The organism is Sorangium sp. So ce321 (assembly GCF_051530195.1).
In the GTDB taxonomy this organism is placed as follows: domain Bacteria; phylum Myxococcota_A; class Polyangia; order Polyangiales; family Polyangiaceae; genus Sorangium.
In genome coordinates, this window is record NZ_CP150329.1 from 11935707 (window position 1) to 11951577 (window position 15871).

14 protein-coding genes are annotated in these 15871 nt (G+C 71.5%); 9 read left to right on the forward strand and 5 right to left on the reverse strand.

Annotation, left to right across the window (positions count from 1 at the left end; translation table 11 throughout):
* Nucleotides 1-19 precede the first annotated feature (19 nt).
* Nucleotides 20-1309, reverse strand: coding sequence for an NAD(P)/FAD-dependent oxidoreductase (locus WME89_RS44265; RefSeq protein WP_438005593.1), 1290 nt, complete (start codon nt 1307-1309; stop codon nt 20-22).
* Between the two features lie 129 nt (nt 1310-1438).
* Between WME89_RS44265 and WME89_RS44270 the strand changes: the two genes are divergently transcribed.
* The 5 genes from WME89_RS44270 to WME89_RS44290 all read left to right on the forward strand — a co-directional run bounded on the left by WME89_RS44270 (nt 1439) and on the right by WME89_RS44290 (nt 5534).
* Nucleotides 1439-1750, forward strand: coding sequence for a 2Fe-2S iron-sulfur cluster-binding protein (locus WME89_RS44270; RefSeq protein WP_436620580.1), 312 nt, complete (start codon nt 1439-1441; stop codon nt 1748-1750).
* 332 nt (nt 1751-2082) lie between these two features.
* Nucleotides 2083-3747 (forward strand): isocitrate lyase/phosphoenolpyruvate mutase family protein, encoded by a 1665-nt coding sequence (locus WME89_RS44275; RefSeq protein WP_438005594.1) that lies wholly within the window; start codon nt 2083-2085, stop codon nt 3745-3747.
* A gap of 4 nt (nt 3748-3751) precedes the next feature.
* Nucleotides 3752-4264 (forward strand): thiamine pyrophosphate-binding protein, encoded by a 513-nt coding sequence (locus WME89_RS44280; protein ID WP_438005595.1) that lies wholly within the window; start codon nt 3752-3754, stop codon nt 4262-4264.
* Nucleotides 4261-4824 carry a thiamine pyrophosphate-dependent enzyme gene (locus WME89_RS44285; RefSeq protein WP_438005596.1) on the forward strand — a complete coding sequence of 188 codons (564 nt, stop codon included), beginning with the start codon at nt 4261-4263 and terminating at the stop codon, nt 4822-4824. The genes WME89_RS44280 and WME89_RS44285 overlap by 4 nt, the downstream gene beginning before the upstream one ends.
* Nucleotides 4821-5534, forward strand: coding sequence for an NTP transferase domain-containing protein (locus tag WME89_RS44290; protein ID WP_438005597.1), 714 nt, complete (start codon nt 4821-4823; stop codon nt 5532-5534). Before WME89_RS44285 ends, WME89_RS44290 begins: the two co-directional genes overlap by 4 nt.
* 20 nt (nt 5535-5554) lie before the next feature.
* On the opposite strand, the gene WME89_RS44295 is transcribed toward WME89_RS44290, so the two are convergent.
* Nucleotides 5555-6427: a CDP-alcohol phosphatidyltransferase family protein gene (locus WME89_RS44295; protein ID WP_438005598.1), complete on the reverse strand. Its 873-nt coding sequence runs from the start codon at nt 6425-6427 to the stop codon at nt 5555-5557.
* 483 nt (nt 6428-6910) lie between these two features.
* Here WME89_RS44295 and WME89_RS44300 point away from each other — a divergent pair, with 483 nt between their 5' ends.
* Nucleotides 6911-7279, forward strand: coding sequence for a PDZ domain-containing protein (locus WME89_RS44300; protein ID WP_438005599.1), 369 nt, complete (start codon nt 6911-6913; stop codon nt 7277-7279).
* A gap of 22 nt (nt 7280-7301) precedes the next feature.
* Here the strand turns inward: WME89_RS44300 and WME89_RS44305 are convergent, their stop codons facing one another.
* On the reverse strand, nt 7302-7697 hold the full coding sequence (locus tag WME89_RS44305; RefSeq protein WP_438005600.1) for a YbjN domain-containing protein: 396 nt from the start codon (nt 7695-7697) through the stop codon (nt 7302-7304).
* Nucleotides 7698-7988: 291 nt separating this feature from the next.
* Between WME89_RS44305 and metK the strand changes: the two genes are divergently transcribed.
* Both metK and WME89_RS44315 read left to right on the forward strand, forming a co-directional pair.
* A complete protein-coding gene (gene metK, locus WME89_RS44310; protein ID WP_436620572.1) occupies nt 7989-9236 on the forward strand; it encodes a methionine adenosyltransferase in 1248 nt (415 codons plus the stop codon).
* Between the two features lie 328 nt (nt 9237-9564).
* A complete protein-coding gene (locus tag WME89_RS44315) occupies nt 9565-10842 on the forward strand; it encodes a hypothetical protein (RefSeq protein WP_438005601.1) in 1278 nt (425 codons plus the stop codon).
* 75 nt (nt 10843-10917) lie between these two features.
* Here WME89_RS44315 and WME89_RS44320 read toward each other — a convergent pair whose 3' ends face one another.
* Nucleotides 10918-11553: a phenylalanine--tRNA ligase beta subunit-related protein gene (locus tag WME89_RS44320; RefSeq protein ID WP_438005602.1), complete on the reverse strand. Its 636-nt coding sequence runs from the start codon at nt 11551-11553 to the stop codon at nt 10918-10920.
* Between the two features lie 137 nt (nt 11554-11690).
* Nucleotides 11691-13004, reverse strand: coding sequence for a phage head spike fiber domain-containing protein (locus WME89_RS44325; protein WP_438012049.1), 1314 nt, complete (start codon nt 13002-13004; stop codon nt 11691-11693).
* A gap of 301 nt (nt 13005-13305) precedes the next feature.
* Here WME89_RS44325 and WME89_RS44330 point away from each other — a divergent pair, with 301 nt between their 5' ends.
* A complete protein-coding gene (locus tag WME89_RS44330) occupies nt 13306-15858 on the forward strand; it encodes an O-antigen ligase family protein (protein WP_438005603.1) in 2553 nt (850 codons plus the stop codon).
* The last annotated feature ends 13 nt before the right edge of the window (nt 15859-15871 follow it).

The following is a 15871-nucleotide window of genomic DNA, read 5'->3' on the forward strand; positions in this document are numbered from 1 at the left end:
AGACGCGCGCGGCCGCGCTTCACCTGAAGGCGGGCAGGTCCGGCGGGTAGTGCTGCCGGAGGAACGACGCCCACTGCGGCCGCCGCTCGGCGTGGAACGCGTCGCCCGCGAGCATGCTGGTGATGAGCTTGCGCATCGTGGGCCGCTGGTTCGGCTCGAACAGGGTCTCGCGGAAGTGGCCCTTGTAGAAGCCCTGCACGACGCCGAGGAAGAGGTCGACGGCGTAGCGCACCTCCGCCTCGTAGCCCGCGAACGCGGCGCGCGAGGTGTCCCCGGCCTCGAGCGCGCGGTGGATGGCCGCGGCCGCGAGATCGGCGCCCTTGATGGCGACGTGCGCGCCCGTCGAGAAGAGCGGGTCGAGGAACCCGCCGGCGTCGCCCACGAAGAGCCAGCCGTCTCCGGCGAGCTGGTCGATCCGGTACGAGAAGTCGGCGAGCGCCCCCACCGGCCTTGTGCGCCGCGCGTTCGCGAGGAACTCCCGCGCCCAGCTGCTCTGGGCGACCGTGCGATCGAAGAGCTCGTCCAGGCTCTCGCCCTTCCTCCGGCTCCGGATCCAGCTCGACGAGACGACCGCGCCGACGCTCGTCAGCGCGCCGCGGAACGGGATGAACCAGAACCATCCGTGCTCGAAGATGACGATCTGGATGTTGCCCTCGTGGATCCCGTCCTCGCGGGCGGCGCCCTCGTAGTGGGTGAAGAGCGCGGTCTTGTCGAGCTCGGCCAGCTGCGCCTTGCGCCGCATCCTCGACGCGAGCAGCGTGTCCCGCCCCGTCGCGTCCACGATCACCGGCGCCCGGAGCTCGACGACATCGCTCGCGTCGCGGCGCGCGGCCGCGGCCTCCTCCGGCGCGGCGTCGCCGGACCGGGCGCGGGGCCGCGCGCGCACGCCGACCGCGCGGGAGCCCTCGAACACCACCTCGACGGCCTCCCACGACTCGCGCACCTCCGCCCCGAGCTCCGCCGCGTGCCGGAGCAGCAGCTGGTCGAACGCGTCGCGCTGCACCTGGTACGCGAACTCGAACCTCGGGTCGAACGCGTCGGCGAAGCTGTAGGTCCGCGCTCGCCCCGTCGACGAGCACAGGAACCGCGCGCCGTATTTCCGGAGGAAGAGCGCGTCCAGCTTCTCGTCGAGCCCGAGCCGCTCGAAGACCTCGCGGGAGCGCGGCAGCAGCGACTCGCCGATGTGAAAGCGAGGGAACCTCTCGCGCTCGAGCACGAGGGCCCGGCGACCGAGCCTGGCGAGCGAGGCGGCGAGCGTCGAGCCCCCCGGCCCTCCGCCGAGGATGATTGCGTCCCAGCGATCTGTCATGAGCCCGTCGTATAATGCGTGAGGACGCTCGAGAAAATGCGCTCCCGGCGCGAGGGTCGGCGGGCCGACGCGCCCCCGCCGTCCGGGCGGGGGCCCTCGCCGCGCCCGGGGACGCAGGAGGAAGCGGCGATGCCCACGATCGTGTTCGAGGCCAGCGCGCTCGGCCCCGCCGTCTCGGCAGAGGCCGGCGCTGGCAGGCTCATCGATGTCTGCGACGACGCGCGCGCGCCGATCGTGTTCTCGTGCCGCGACGCGCGCTGCGCCACCTGCCGCGTCGAGGTCGTCGAGGGGGAGCAGCTCCTCGAGCCGCCCGCGCGCGGCGAGCTCGATCTGCTCGAGCGCCTCGGCGCCCCGCCGCGCCTCCGCCTCGCGTGCCAGGCGGTGCTCCGCGCCGGACCAGGGCTGGTCCGGTTGCGCGGCGTCACCGGCCCCGAGGGCTGATGCCGCCGTGAGCGGCGAGCTACGCGCGTCGATCGACGCTCACGCGCAGGCGGCGCCGTGGCGCGCAGGACCCGGCGCGGCGCGCACGACCCGGCGCGGCGCGACGCCCTGCGCCCGGCATCTCCCGGCATTGGCGGAGCTGGAGAACGGTGTTAATGCACGCCCGTCCTGAGGCTCGGCTCCCTCGAGGAACGCGAGACCTGGCGCCCCCGGAGCTGCCCGCGCGCGGTGAGGGCGGAGCGCCGACCGCTGTACCGCGATCCGCCCTCACCGCGCGCGGGGCGGCCGCTCGCCGGGCCACGGTCAAGACCGCGCGGAGGAGTGGAGAAGACATGACGAAAGCCAGGAAGCTGCGCGAACTCATGGCCCGCCCCGGCCCGATCGTCATCATCGGCGCGCACAACGGGCTCTCCGCGAAGATCGGTGAAGAGGCAGGGTTCGACGGGCTCTGGGCCTCCGGCTTCGAGATCTCCGCGAGCTACGCGGTGCCGGACGCGAACATCCTCACGATGGCGGAGAACCTCCACGCCGCCAGGATGATGAACAACACCTCGCTCCCCGTCGTCGCGGACTGCGACAACGGCTATGGCAACGCCGTCAACGTCATCCGCTGCGTCGAGGAGTACGAGGCCGCGGGCATCGCGGCCATCTGCATGGAAGACAACATCTTCCCGAAGCGCTGCAGCTTCTACGCGGGCGTGAAGCGCGAGCTCGCCGAGGTCGAGGAGCACGCGCTCAAGGTCCGCGCGGCGAAGGCGGCGCAGCGGGACCGCGACTTCGTGGTGATCGCGCGGACCGAGGCGCTCATCGCCGGCTGGGGGATGGAGGAGGCGCTCCGCCGCGGGCGCGCTTACGCGGACGCGGGCGCCGACATGGTGCTCATCCACTCGAAGAGCAAGGACCCGGACGAGGTGCTCTCCTTCGCCCGCGCGTGGGATCGCCCGGGCACGCCGCTCGTCTGCGTGCCGACGATCTACCGGACGACCAGCGTCGACACCCTGCACAAGGCCGGCTTCAAGCTGATCATCTTTGCGAACCACGCGATCCGCTCCTCCATCAAGGCGATGACGGAGACGCTCCAGACGCTGAAGCGCGAGATGTACACCGGCAGCGTCGACGACAAGGTCGTGCCCCTCGAGCGCGTTTACCAGCTCGTGGGCGTCGACAAGATGAAGCAGGAGGAGTCGAGCTTCTTGCCCTCCGGCAGCCCGGGCATCACCGCGGTCATCCTCGCCGCGGGCCAGAGCCAGGGGCTCCTGCCGCTCACGGAGGAGCTGCCGAAGCCGATGCTCGACCTGAAGGGCAAGAGCATCCTCGAGCGGCAGATCGACGTGCTCAACGCGTGCGGCGTGAAGGACGTCGCCGTCGTGCGCGGGTACAAGAAGGAGGCGATCAAGCTGCCGAACGCCCGCACCTACGACAACGACGAGTACGCGACGACGAACGAGGTCGTCTCGCTCTTCAGCGCCTCGAAGGAGCTGAGCGGGCCCTTCGTCTTCCTCTACGGCGACATCGTGTTCGAGCGCGGCCACCTCGAGAAGCTCCTCAAGAGCCCGGCCGACATCTCGATCGTCGTCGACCGCGCCCACGCCGAGGGCCAGCGGCCGAAGGACGCCCGCGGCGTGCCCGACCTCGTGGTCCTGAAGGACGCCCAGGAGGCGGGCTACCGCTTCGTGGGCGCCGACGCGCCGCACCGGGTGGCGCGCGTCGGCCGCGCGATCTCCGAGCGCGAGGCGCACGGCGAGTTCGTCGGCATGGCGATGTTCACCGCGAAGGGCGCGCGCCTGCTCACCGACTGCTACCACCAGCTGCAGGAGACCCGCGCGAAGGGCCGCTTCCACGAGGCCGAGTCGCTCCGCGTCGCGTCCTTCACCGACCTGCTCCAGGAGCTCATCGATCGCGGCGCGGACGTGCAGGCGATCGACGTCTACAAGGGGTGGCTCGAGATCGACACGTTCGAGGATTACCGTCGCGCCTGGGCGCTGATCAAGGAGTGAGCCGATGTCCCACGGTTCAGGCAAATCGTACGCGCCCGAGTTCGTCGCCGCGCTCAAGGACGCGGGGTTCGACTTCTTCGCCGGCGTGCCCTGCTCCCTCCTGAGGGGCCTTGTCTCGCTGCTCGATGGCGACGAGAGCGCCCGCTACATCTCCGCGACGCGCGAGGACAGCGCGATCGGGATGGCCGTCGGCGCCTGGCTCGGCGGCAAGCTGCCGATGGTCCTGATGCAGAACTCCGGGCTCGGCGTCTCCGTCAACGCGCTCGCCTCGCTGAGCACGATGTACGAGGTGCCCACGCTGCTCGTCATCTCCTGGCGCGGCGAGGGGGGCAACGACGCGCCGGAGCACATCATGATGGGCGAGATCATGATCCCCATCCTCGATCTCATGAAGATCCCCCACCGCGTCCTCCGCGCCGGCGAGCCGATGGGGCCGCAGGTGGGCTGGGCGAAGGACGTCATGCTCTCCACCAGGCAGCCGGCGGCGCTCATCGTCCCCGCGGGGGTGCTCGAATGAACAAGCTCGAAGCGCTCAAGGTGTTCACGGCGGCGGTCCGAAAGGACGACCTCGTGGTCTGCTGCAACGGGATGATCGGCCGCGAGCTCTACACGACGCAGGACCGGCCCTCGAACTTCTACATGATCGGCTCGATGGGGCTCGGCCTGTCGATCGGGCTCGGCCTCGCGCTCGCGCAGCCGCGCAAGCGGGTCTTCGTGCTCGACGGCGACGGCAACGTCCTCATGGGCATGAACGCCCTCGCCAGCGTCGGGAGCGAGCGGCCGGCGAACCTCCTGCACGTCGTCCTCGACAACCGGTCCCACGCCTCGACGGGCGGCCAGCGGACGATCTCGGGCGACGTGAAGCTCGAGTCGGTGGCCAGCGCGGTCGGCTACCGCGCAACCCACCGCGCCGACTCGGTCGAGTCGTTCGACGCGTCGCTGCGCGCCGCGCTCGTGCAGCCCGGTCCGGTCATGGTCCTCGCGCTCGTCGAGGGCGGTACCGTGAAGGGCATCGGCCGCGTCGCCGAGACCCCGCCGGAGCTCGCGTCGCGCTTCGCGGCGGAGGCGCGCCGATGAGGGCGATCCTGCTCGCCGCGGGCCGCGGCCGGCGCCTGGGCCGCGACGCGCCCAAGTGCCTCGTCTCGATCGACGGCAAGACGCTGCTCGAGCGGCACCTCGTGAACCTCGCCGAGAGCGGCGTCACCGACCTCACGATCGTCGTCGGCTTCCGGCGCGAGATGATCGAGGAGGCCCTCGGGGCGCTCCGCCCGCGGCTGAAGGTCGAGCTCATCCACAACCCGCGGTTCGTTCACGGGAGCATCGTCTCGCTCCACACGGCCGCCGAGCGGCTATCGCAGGGCGGGCTGTGGATGGACGCCGACGTGCTCTACCCCGCCGCGCTGCTGCGGCGCCTCGTGACCTCGCCGCAGGAGAACTGTCTGCTCGTCGACGCGAGCTCGGAGGAGACCGGCGAGGAGATGATGGTCGGCGTCCGCGCCGGCCGCGTCCTCAAGATCGCGCGCCGCGTCGGCAGGGACTGGGACGTCGCGGGCGAGACCGTCGGCTTCGCCAAGGTCGGCCCGGAGGGCGGCCGCGTGATGCAGCGGCTCCTGGAGGAAGAGGTCTCGGCCGGCCGCCTCGATCAGGAGTACGAGGCCGCGATGGACCGCGCCTTCCAGGAGGTGCCGTTCGGCGTCGAGCGCGTCGACGACCTGCCCTGGACCGAGATCGATTTCGAGGAGGACATCGAGAAGGCCCGCCAGCTGGCGCGCGCCGCGCAGGCCTGAGCTCGGCCGCATGGACGAGCTCAGGCCACGGCCAGCCTCGCGCGCCGGGACGCGCTGCGGATGAACCAGCCGTTCAGGAAGATGACCGCGACGATCCAGACGACCCCGCCTGTCGCGAAGAAGACCTGACCGAGCCACAGCTGGTTCACGAGGAGCGTCAGCACCACCATCGACAGGAACGCGTCCCCGTTCGACATCCCCCAGAGCACGCCGATGAGGCGCGTGAGCGGCGACGACTCCTCCCGGATCAGCTGCTTTACCTGCTCCTCGCCGGTCGACGACTGGGTCCGCTCCGGGTCGAACCACTCGTGTTCGAACGCGAGGTGCCCCATGCGCCCGATGAAGACATCGAAATGCGCAAAGAACGAGGACGAGGGGCCGAGCGCCTGGATCTTGCGGCGCAGCGCCTCCACCGTCTCGTCGGCGCCCCGCTCGAAGATCGAGCAGTACTTGAGCTTGAAGTAGTCCGCGGAGAACGAGCGCAGCGCCGCCTGCGCCAGCGCGAGCAGCAGGATCCCGTTCGTGGACAGGAAGGCGCTCCAGGGGCCCCCGGGCGGCGGGTGGAGGTGAAAATGCCAGAAGATGCCGGCGTAGAGGAAGGTGACACCGAGCCAGTCCGCCACGCCATCAATGGCGTGTCCGGCGGGGCTCACCAGCTGCTTCGCCCGCGCCAGCGCGCCGTCCACGCAGTCCAGGATGGAGCGGACCTCGAACACGAGCGCGCCGGCGACGAGCGCGCGCGGATCGTCGGACGTCACCAGGTACCCGGCGAGCGCGGCGAAGAGCGGCTGAACCAGCGTCACCTGGTTGGGTGTCACGGGCGTCCTCATCAGCGCCCGCACGATCCAGCGCGCGACCGGGTACCGGTAGTAGCGATTGAAGGGGTCTTCCATGCGCATCTTCCAGCCGCCAGGCACACCGCCGGACTGAGCGGCAGGCGTCGAGCTCTCGGTAGCAGCGCACGGTGCAGACATCGGCGATTCCGGCCCGGACTCTAGAGCAGCCGCACCGGGAGACCAACTGGATCGTGAGCGCGCGGGGGGCCCCGGCGGCGGCGTGGTGGCGCGGTGCAAGTTCGAGTCCGGCGCCGCGCGGCGCGCAAGCGCGTCCTGTCGCCCGGCGCGCAGCTGCGTCGTCGACTGCGCTCCGGCAGCCCGCTGAGAACGGCGTTTCGCACTCCGGCGATCGTGCACAACAGGCATGCTCGCGCGGTACTCCCCTTCCTGGAATCATCCACCTTCGCGCCGGGCGCGCTGGAGACGGCGAGCGTCCTCTGGCGCCGGTCGACGTGGCTGCCGTCGCTTGGCGGGCGCGCTCCGAGGGCGCCCGCCGGGAATGCCGCGCACGGGAGGCGCCCGGGGCGCTATGGTGTCGCCGTGGCAAGCAGGTCCTGGAGCGCGGCGCTCCTGCTCATGGTCGCCGGTTGCAGCGCCAGCGTGGGCTCCATCGGGGCCGTCCTGGGGAGAGACAACGAGTCGGAGACGCTCTACGTGCGCGACGTGCCGGAAGGCCTCGCCGCCGAGCGTGCCGGGCTGATCCCGGGCGACGAGATCGTGATGATCGATGGCGTCTACGTCCGGGATCTCACCTCGACCCAGGTGCGCGAGCGGCTCCGCGGCCCGCCCGGGAGCGCCGTCGAGCTCACGGTCGTCCGCGGGAGCGACGTGCGGCGCGTCCGGGTCGTGCGCGGCGCGCTGAAGCCGCACGAGGGGCTCAAGCCCAGAGAGGAGCAGATCGTGCCGTGACCGCCGGCCGGAGCGGCGCTCGTCACGGCGTGGCGAGCGCCTGGAGCTCGGCATAGTGCTTGTTCGCATAGAACGACAGCACGTCGACGGCGTCGCGCACCTCGCTCGGGTCGAGGTCCTGAAGGCGGTACTCGACACTCAGGATCACGTCGCCATCCTCGTCGGCCGAGAGCTTGGCCATGTTGATCTCGCGGTTCAGCTGGAGGAGGCGCCGCACGATCGCGTCGCCCTCCTCGTGTTCTACCGGGAGCCGTACGAACGGGATCACCGCGAACACGACGAAGGGAGGCGACAGCCGCACGAACAGGGGGAACAGCCGCTCAGCCCCCTGGAAGTCGCTGCGCATCGTGTCGTTGGATACGACCTCCACGGCCCAGCCCTCGCGCTCGAGGCAGGTCTTGATCTCGTCGAACGTCATGGCGAGGCATCATAGCCGCGGACGGAGCGCTTCCGTGAGTGCGCCGGGCCGGGAGGCCGGAGCGCCGCGATCGCCCGGCCCCGCGGGCGCCACGGCGGGGGGCCCGGCGCGCCGGCGGACGAGCCGCGCGCGCCGATGGCCGATAGCTGATGGCTGATGGCTGATGGCTGATGACCGGCAGCTCGTCCGGCCGGCGCTTTTGTCCACGACAGGCCGCGGCCTGCGTTGACGGTGCCCCGCGCTCGAACTATGCGTAGGGGCCGTTTTTCGAGTACGCCGAAGGAGCGATTCATGCGCCGTTATCAGTTCACTTCCGAGTCCGTCACCGAAGGACACCCCGACAAGGTGTGCGACCAGATCTCCGACGCGATCCTCGATGGGATCATCGAGAAGGACCCGACGGCCCGCGTCGCCTGCGAGACCCTGGTGAAGACGGGCATGGCCGTCGTGGCCGGCGAGATCACGACCTCGGCGTGGGTCGACATGCCGGTCGTGGTGCGCAACACGATCAAGGACATCGGCTACGTCGACGCCTCGATGGGCTTCGACTACGAGACATGCGCGGTGCTCACGGCGATCGAGAAGCAGTCGCCCGATATCTCCCGCGGCGTCACCGAGGGCGAGGGCCTCTTCAAGGAGCAGGGCGCCGGCGACCAGGGGCTCATGTTCGGCTTCGCGACGGACGAGACGCCAGAGCTGATGCCCGCCCCGATCAGCTTCGCCCACCGCCTCGCGCGCAAGCTCGCCGAGCTCCGCAAGAACAAGAAGCTCGATTGGCTGCGCCCCGACGGCAAGACCCAGGTGACGATCGAGTACGAGGAGCACACGCCCATCCGCGTGAGCGCGGTCGTCGTGTCGACGCAGCATGGCCCCGAGGTCAAGCACAAGACGATCGTCGACGCGGTGCGGAGCCTGATCATCGAGAAGTCCATCCCGGCGAAGCTGATGGACCGGAACACGAAGGTCTACGTGAACCCCACCGGCCGCTTCGTCGTCGGCGGCCCCTTCGGCGACGCCGGCCTCACCGGCCGCAAGATCATCGTCGACACCTACGGCGGCATGGGCCGGCACGGCGGCGGCGCCTTCAGCGGCAAGGACCCCACGAAGGTCGATCGCTCCGCCTGCTACTACGCGCGCTACGTCGCGAAGAACGTCGTCGCGTCGAAGCTCGCCGCGCGCTGCGAGGTGCAGATCGCGTACGCCATCGGCGTCGCGCAGCCGGTCGGCGTGCACGTCAACACCTTCGGCACGGGCCGCGTAGGTGACGAGGTGCTCGAGAAGTACATCATGCAGAACTTCGACATGCGGCCGAAGGCGATCATCGAGCAGCTCGACCTGCTGAAGCCCATCTACCGCAAGACGGCCGCGTACGGCCACTTCGGTCGCGACGAGTTCAGCTGGGAGAAGACGAACCGCGCGGCCAAGATGGCCGAGGACCTGCTGCGCCCGACGCTCGCCGCGGTGCCCGCCACCGTGAACGGCTCGGGCAAGAAGGAGCCGAAGCGCAAGGGCAAGAAGGAAGTGGGCGCCGAGGCCTGATCGTCCAGAACGCCCCGCTGCATCGACAGGGGCGGAACGACGAGGCCCGCCATTCCCCCGTCGAGGGGGCCAAGAGCGCCGGCGCTGTGGAAGCGCCGGCGCTCTGTGCTTTGTCGACGCAGCTCGCTGCTACTCGAACGGTCTGGACGCTGACATATGAAGCGGGAAGCCGGCGCCGGATGTGGGCACCGGACTCACAAAAAAGCACCGCCCTTCGCCGGGATGGGCTGACTGTTGCAGCCGCTTCTGCTGATAAAATCATCGACGACTCCCGTATCGCGGATCGACCCCGAATCGCCCTGGTTCCGTGCGACCTCGAGGAGCACCGATGAGACCTTGGTTGAATTTCTTGAGCTTCATGACTGCTGCGGGGTGCCTCGGCATGGCCTGCACCGGGAACATCGGACCGGTGATTGGCCTCGCTGCCGGGGATGGCGGCGCGGGCAGCACCTCGGGCACCGGCGGCGACGACCCGCCGACGACGGCGGACGCGACCATCACCACGTCCGGGGTCACCGGGAGCGTGGGCTGCGGCGGGTTGCCGGAGGACGACACGGACGGTGACGGCTTCACCGAGCTCCAGGGCGACTGCGACGACTGCAACGCGCTGGTCAACCCGAACGCGCTCGAGCTCGTGACGGTCGGCGGTGACGGGGGCGCTGCCCCGGAGCCGGTCGACGACGACTGCGACGGCATCCCCGACAACGTGCCCGGGCCGTGCGACGACGGGCTCTCTCTCGACGACGCCGACCCGCTCAACGCCGCGAGGGCGGTCGAGCTGTGCAAGATGGCGTCCGGGCCCGGCGACTGGGGCGTGGTCTCGGCGGCGTGGGTCATGGTCGACGGCTCGCCGCCCCCCGCGCAGGCGGAGCAGCTCGCCAGCTTCCACCTCGGGCACGGCCTCCTGCCCGGGTTCGGGCCCAACGTGACGCCGAAGGGCGGCGCGCGCCTGCTCGCCCTGTCGAGCGGCACGGCGCGGCAGCAGGACGACGAAGGGTTCGAGAGCCCGTCGGGCTTCGACAAGCGGTACGAAGGCGATTTCCCCGACGGCTTCCCGAAGGACCCGCGCGACTGCGGCGACCTCGTGCCCGCGAAGCCATCCGACCCGACCGCAATCGAGATTGCGATCCGGGTCCCGTCGAACGTCCACGGCTTCTCGTTCAACGTCAATTACGTCACCTACGATTGGCCGTACGCCTGTACCGACTTCAACGATTACTTCATCGCCTTCCTCTCGCCGCGGCCGACGGATCTCATCGATGGACACATCCTGTTCGACGGCGCGAGCAACGCGATGAGCATCAACAACAAGTTCATCGAAGTCTGTACCTGCGAGGGCGGCCCGCCCTGCAACCTCGACGGCCTGATGTACGCGTGCCCCCGCGGGACTCGAGAGCTGCTCGGGACGGGGTTCGAGGGCCGCGCCGGGACGAGCTGGCTCGTCACCTCGGCGCCCGTGGAGCCGAACCAGGAGATCAAGATCCGGTGGGGCGCGTACGACGCCGGCGATCACCTGCTCGACTCGACCGGGCTCGTCGACAACTGGCGGTGGCTCACCGACGAGGACGTGAAGGTGGTCACGCTGGGCGATCGGCCCGAGCTCTGACGAGGAGCAGGGCCGCTCCACGCCGGCGGCGCGCGGGGGCGAGCGGGCAGCGTCGCGGGGCGCGCGACGCGCGGCTCAGGCCGAGGTCGGCGCGTCCGAGGTCGCCGCGCCGATGCCGGCGAGCAGCTCCTTGTACCAGGCCGCTGCCTCCGCGGCCCGGCCCGGCAGCGCGCGGCTGCCCCAGAGGACCGAGAGCGTGCGCGTCGTCCCCGCGTGCGTCTTCGTCCGCTGCGAGTCCTTGACCGCGTTCGCGCACGGGCCCTCCGCGTCGAAGACGCAGAGGAGCCCTTCGAGGTCGATCTCCTGCCCCGAGGCGTTGAAGACGTAGCGGGAGCCGGCGGGCGCGACGCCGATGCGGAGCGGCGGGGTCGCGCGGTCGAGGTCGATCACGCTGATGGGCAGCCCGGTGTGCAGCGACACGGCGTTGCACGCGTCCACGGCCGCGTTGATGGGCGCGAGCGAGCCGCCCTCGGCCGCGCGGATGAGGTACTCGGAGGCCGGCTTGCCCCGGCCGGTAGGCTTGTAGCCGCCGTGCCGGAGGAGGTCGCGGACCGCCGAGCGCACCGCGTCGTCCGAGCGGAACGGGGCCGAGGCCTTGTCGGACAGGAGGCCGCGGAGCGCATCGCTCACCGGCAGCTCGCCGAGCGGCGCGGGGAAGGTCGTGACGAAGGCGGCGGGGTCGAGCAACGGATGCGCTGAGATCGTGAGCACGCGCGCACTCTACACCACCGGCAGGCTGCGCGGCCGGCGTCCTCGGGGGACCTGGCGAGCAGGGCGCGGCGCCGGTGCGCCGCCGGGGCGGGCGCCTGGGGCCGGCGCAGCGCCGCGCGACGGACAGCCGCTCTGTCTCAATGGACCTCGTAGAACTCGACGCGGCGCAGATCGGCGCATTCCTGGCTGCCGTCGGGGTCTCCCAGGATGTGAATGTGCCCCGACTCGGGGATCGCGATGGCGCCGACGTCCGTCGGATCATCGACCGAGACGTCCTCCGCCCCTTCGGTGGTGACATGCAGCGACAGCCCGGCGGACGAGCTCGTTATCTCGACCTGGAATGCCTGCTCGCGCTCCCACGAGAGGCCCTCCGTCTCCACGGTGGCAGCGCCGCGAGAGCCCGTCACGGTCATCACGATCGCGCCGTCCGAGGCGCGCAGGAACACACGGCTTCCAGAGTCGATGTAGAGGAGGTCGTGATCGGCGAGCTGCTCGCCAGAGGCGTAGTTGGGCGCGAACTCGAGCGACACCTTGAGCCACCCCTTCCAGATCAACCACTCGGCGTTGTTCGCGTACAGCGCGTCGGCCTCCCGCCGCCGCGCGCTGTCCGAGGTAGCGATGGCCGAGGACGGGTATCTCGCCGACTCGAGGTTCATGAACGCGAAGCTCGCGGCGCCCAGCCGGCCTGCCTCGCCCGCCGCGGGATACACCCAGATCTGCCCGGCGCGCCCGGTCTCGACGCCCGTGAAGTCGACGCGGCGCCACGCGCGCGCCGGCGCCGGCACCCGCGTCGGCGGGGCGCCCTGCGTGGCGTCGTCGAACGAGAAGGCGCGTATCCACGCGTAATCGCCCTCTTCTTCCCCGTCGACGTCGCCCACCCAGCCCGAGATGGTCGAGGTCGCCCCGTCGCTGTGGTCGACCGGGACGTAGGCGGCCGACGCGTGCTCCGCGTCCTCGTCGGAGACCCGCCCTGCGGACGTCTCGCCGTCCGGCCCGCGCGCTTCCGCGAGGCTCGCGCCGTGGAACAGGCGCCAGGGCCGCTGCGACGGCGTCGAGAGCGGAATCCGGTTCTCGCGCGCGCTCTCGAGGCTGAGCCCCCAGGGGCTGTCCTCACCGATCCGGCGCGCCCGGGCCACGTTCGCCGGGAGCCCGCTCACGATGGAGCTCTCGCCGATCTGCACGGTCTTGTCCGGACTTGGGCTCTCCAGCGTCAGCCAGAGCGGAAGCTCGTAGATCCCCGGCTGCTCCGGGGCGCTGGCGGCCCACCGGTAGAGCATCCCGTTCGGCAGGCCGTCAGCGCCCCCTTCACCGCCAGCCCCGCCACCGCCAGCCCCGCCACCGCCAGCCCCGCCGTCCCCCGACGACGTGGGAGCCGCGCCCGCCCCGCTCTGTCCGCCCGTGCCCTGCAGATCGAGCGTGCATGTGAGCGCCGCGCTCGTCGCGAGGATCACCAACGGAAGCCCCGTTGATGCGCAACGGTGAGCGGCTGCTCTCATCGCCGGATGTTTGTCCTCCCACACTCTCACTGTCAATGCCGGGAGTGCGCCGGTAGAACCTCACGAGCCGTGAGCAATCTCGTCGCTGAGCGACGAAGATCGACTACCCTGGCGCGCGGTGGAGCGGGACTACACACGCCTGAAGCCGAGGTCGCCGGGCGAGCGCAGGCGCTCAGTCGTCGGCGGCGCGGCGGCGCGGGGCCGTGCAGGCGGCGCCGCGCCGCTCCCGGAGCGCGTGATCCCATGGCTGCTCGCGGTGACGATCGCCGGATCCGTGCTGGCCATCGGCGCGGTCCATACGCCCACGCTGGCGCTGGTGTCATCGATCACAGCGGTCGCCGCGGCGCTCTCCCTGCGCGCCAGCGCGCGCGCTGACCGGCAGTCTCATGCGAGGTCGCTGCCGGCGCTCACGTTGCTCGGCTTGGCGGCGTACACGCTGCTGCAGGCCGCGCCGCTGCCGCTCGCGTGGCTCGAGCTCCTCTCGCCGGCGAGCGCCGACGTCTGGTCGCGCGCCCTGATGCCGCTCGGCGAGGCTCCTCCGCGCTACGCCAGCGTCTCGCTCGACCCCGGGGCCACGCTGGTCGAGGCGACGAAATGGCTCACGTATGCCGGCGTTTTCGTCACAGCCGCCTTCGTCGGGGCGCGGCACGGCGCGCGGCTCGGGATCACCCTCGTCTTCAGCAGCGCGTTCCTCGCCGCCCTCACGACGATCGCCCACGGGCTGCTCGGCGCGAAGGAGGTCTTCGGCCTGTACCAGCCGCGGTTCTCGGTGGCGGCCTGGCACGTCGGGCCGCTGCTCAACCCGAACAACCTCGCCGGCTACCTGAACCTCGGGATCCTCTCGGGCGTCGGGCTGCTCGTCACGAGCAGGCCGCTCCTGCCGGCCTGGGTCACCGGGGTCGGGCTCACGACGATCGTGGGCGTCGGCATCATCGCGTCGTCCCGCGGAGGGCTGCTCGTGCTGCCGCTCGGGCTCGCCCTCTTCGCGCTGCTCTCGCGGCGGCGGCGCGGCAAGCACCGCCCGGGCAGCCGCAGCCAGGGCCCGACGGCCTTGCTGCTCAGCGTCGCGATCGCCGGCGGCGCGCTGCTCGCCGCGCTCGCCGCCACGAACCGCACGCTCTCGGAGTTCGCGGACGACAACCTCGACAAGCTGTCGCTGTTCTACTCGACGCTCCCGCTGCTCGCGGACCACTGGCTGCTCGGCGTCGGGCGCGGCGCGTTCGAGACGGTGTTCCCTGCTTACCGCCAGTCGCCGGGGAACATCGTGTTCACACACGCGGAGAACTTCGCGATCCAGTGGGCGGCGGAGTGGGGTATCCCGGTCGCCGCGGCCGCGCTCATCGCGCTCGGGCTCGCGTTTCGCCCCGGCAAGATCGCCCTGAAGGGGAGCACGGCGGCGGTCGGCGCCTGGGTCGGCTGCGTGGTGCTCCTCGCCCAGAACCTGTTCGACCTCGGGCTCGAGGTGCCCGGCGTCTCGATCGCGCTCGCGGCGACGCTCGGCTCGCTGTGGGGCGAGGCCTACCACGAGCGGCCGCTGCACGAGGCGCCGGCGGACGAGCCCGAGGCGGAGCGGCGCCGCGCGTGGCGGACGGCGGCGTGCGCCGCTGCGTCCGGGCTCGCGCTCGTCGCCCTGATGCTGCGCTTCGGCTGGCGCGACGTCGACCACGACCGCCGGGCGCTGCGCGCGATGAGCGAGGGCGGCGCGGCGAGCGGCGCCGGCTGGCCGCGCTTCCGCGGCGAGCTCCGCGCGGCGATGCTGCGCCACCCGGCCGAGCCCTATTTCCCGCTGCTCGGCGCGGTCGTCGCGCTGCAGGGCCGGAGCGAGAGCCCGATCCCGTGGCTGCAACGGACGCTGGAGCGCTCGCGCCGCCACGGGCGCGGCCACCTCCTGCTCGCGGAGGTGCTGGCCTCGCGCGGCGCCAGGGAGCAGGCGCTCCTGAGCCTCCGGCTCGCGGTGGAGGACGACCCCGGCGTGACCAGCGCGGCGGCGAGCCTCGCCCGGCAGTGGGCGTCCCGCTTCGACGAGCTCGTGCGCGCCGTGCCGGACGGCGAGGCCGGGGCGGAGATGCTCGAGCGGCTGGCCACCGCGGGGGACCGCCGGGACGCGCTGGAGCTGCGGCTGCGCTGCGCAGAGGAGGCGATCGCGCGCGCTCCCGCCCGCGTCGTCGCCCGCTGGGCCGCGGGCGACGTGCTGCTCGCGATGCTGGAGGAGCCGAGCTCTCCCCGCTGCGGCGGCCTCGAGGACGGAGAGGGGCGGCGCGCCGCGTGCGAGCGGCAGATCGAGGAGCACGCGGCGGCGATCCAGGCGCAGCAGGAGAACGCGTTCTTCGCGGTCCAGCTGCGGGCGCGGCTCCTCCTGCTGCTCAAGAAGAGCGCAGAGGCGGAGCAGATGCTGGCGGGGAGCTGCGAGCGGCTGGACAACCGGGTGGGCTGTCTTCGCTTGCGGGTCCAGGCGGCGGCGCAGATGGCCTCTTCCGAGCGGTTTGCCCCTGCGATCCGCGAGCTGCTCTCCGCGTCGTGCAGCTCGCTCGCGGCGTGCGCGGCGACGGCGACATGGGCCGGCGACCTGCTCGTGGCGCGGAAGGACTACCAGTCGGCCGTGACCTACTACGCGCGGGCAGCGCAGGACGAGCCCACCGAGGAGCGCCTCCTCAAGCTGGCCAACACCGCGAGCCAGGCGGGCGCGCACGTGGAGGCGTCGAGCGCGCTGGAGCGCCTCCTGCAGCGGCGGGGGGGCCACGACCCCGAGCTGCGCAAGCGGATCCTCGACGAGAAGGCGAAGGCGCTGGCGCCTGAGTTGGAGCCGTAGGTAGAGTGCGCCC

What these genes read in the sequence shown, in the direction of transcription:
- WME89_RS44265 (WP_438005593.1), bottom strand. Translation starts at nt 1,309, where the DNA reads ATGACAGATCGCTGGGACGCAATCATCCTCGGCGGAGGGCCGGGGGGC.
- WME89_RS44270 (WP_436620580.1), top strand. Translation starts at nt 1,439, where the DNA reads ATGCCCACGATCGTGTTCGAGGCCAGCGCGCTCGGCCCCGCCGTCTCG.
- WME89_RS44275 (WP_438005594.1), top strand. Translation starts at nt 2,083, where the DNA reads ATGACGAAAGCCAGGAAGCTGCGCGAACTCATGGCCCGCCCCGGCCCG.
- WME89_RS44280 (WP_438005595.1), top strand. Translation starts at nt 3,752, where the DNA reads ATGTCCCACGGTTCAGGCAAATCGTACGCGCCCGAGTTCGTCGCCGCG.
- WME89_RS44285 (WP_438005596.1), top strand. Translation starts at nt 4,261, where the DNA reads ATGAACAAGCTCGAAGCGCTCAAGGTGTTCACGGCGGCGGTCCGAAAG.
- WME89_RS44290 (WP_438005597.1), top strand. Translation starts at nt 4,821, where the DNA reads ATGAGGGCGATCCTGCTCGCCGCGGGCCGCGGCCGGCGCCTGGGCCGC.
- WME89_RS44295 (WP_438005598.1), bottom strand. Translation starts at nt 6,427, where the DNA reads ATGGAAGACCCCTTCAATCGCTACTACCGGTACCCGGTCGCGCGCTGG.
- WME89_RS44305 (WP_438005600.1), bottom strand. Translation starts at nt 7,697, where the DNA reads ATGACGTTCGACGAGATCAAGACCTGCCTCGAGCGCGAGGGCTGGGCC.
- metK (WP_436620572.1), top strand. Translation starts at nt 7,989, where the DNA reads ATGCGCCGTTATCAGTTCACTTCCGAGTCCGTCACCGAAGGACACCCC.
- WME89_RS44315 (WP_438005601.1), top strand. Translation starts at nt 9,565, where the DNA reads ATGAGACCTTGGTTGAATTTCTTGAGCTTCATGACTGCTGCGGGGTGC.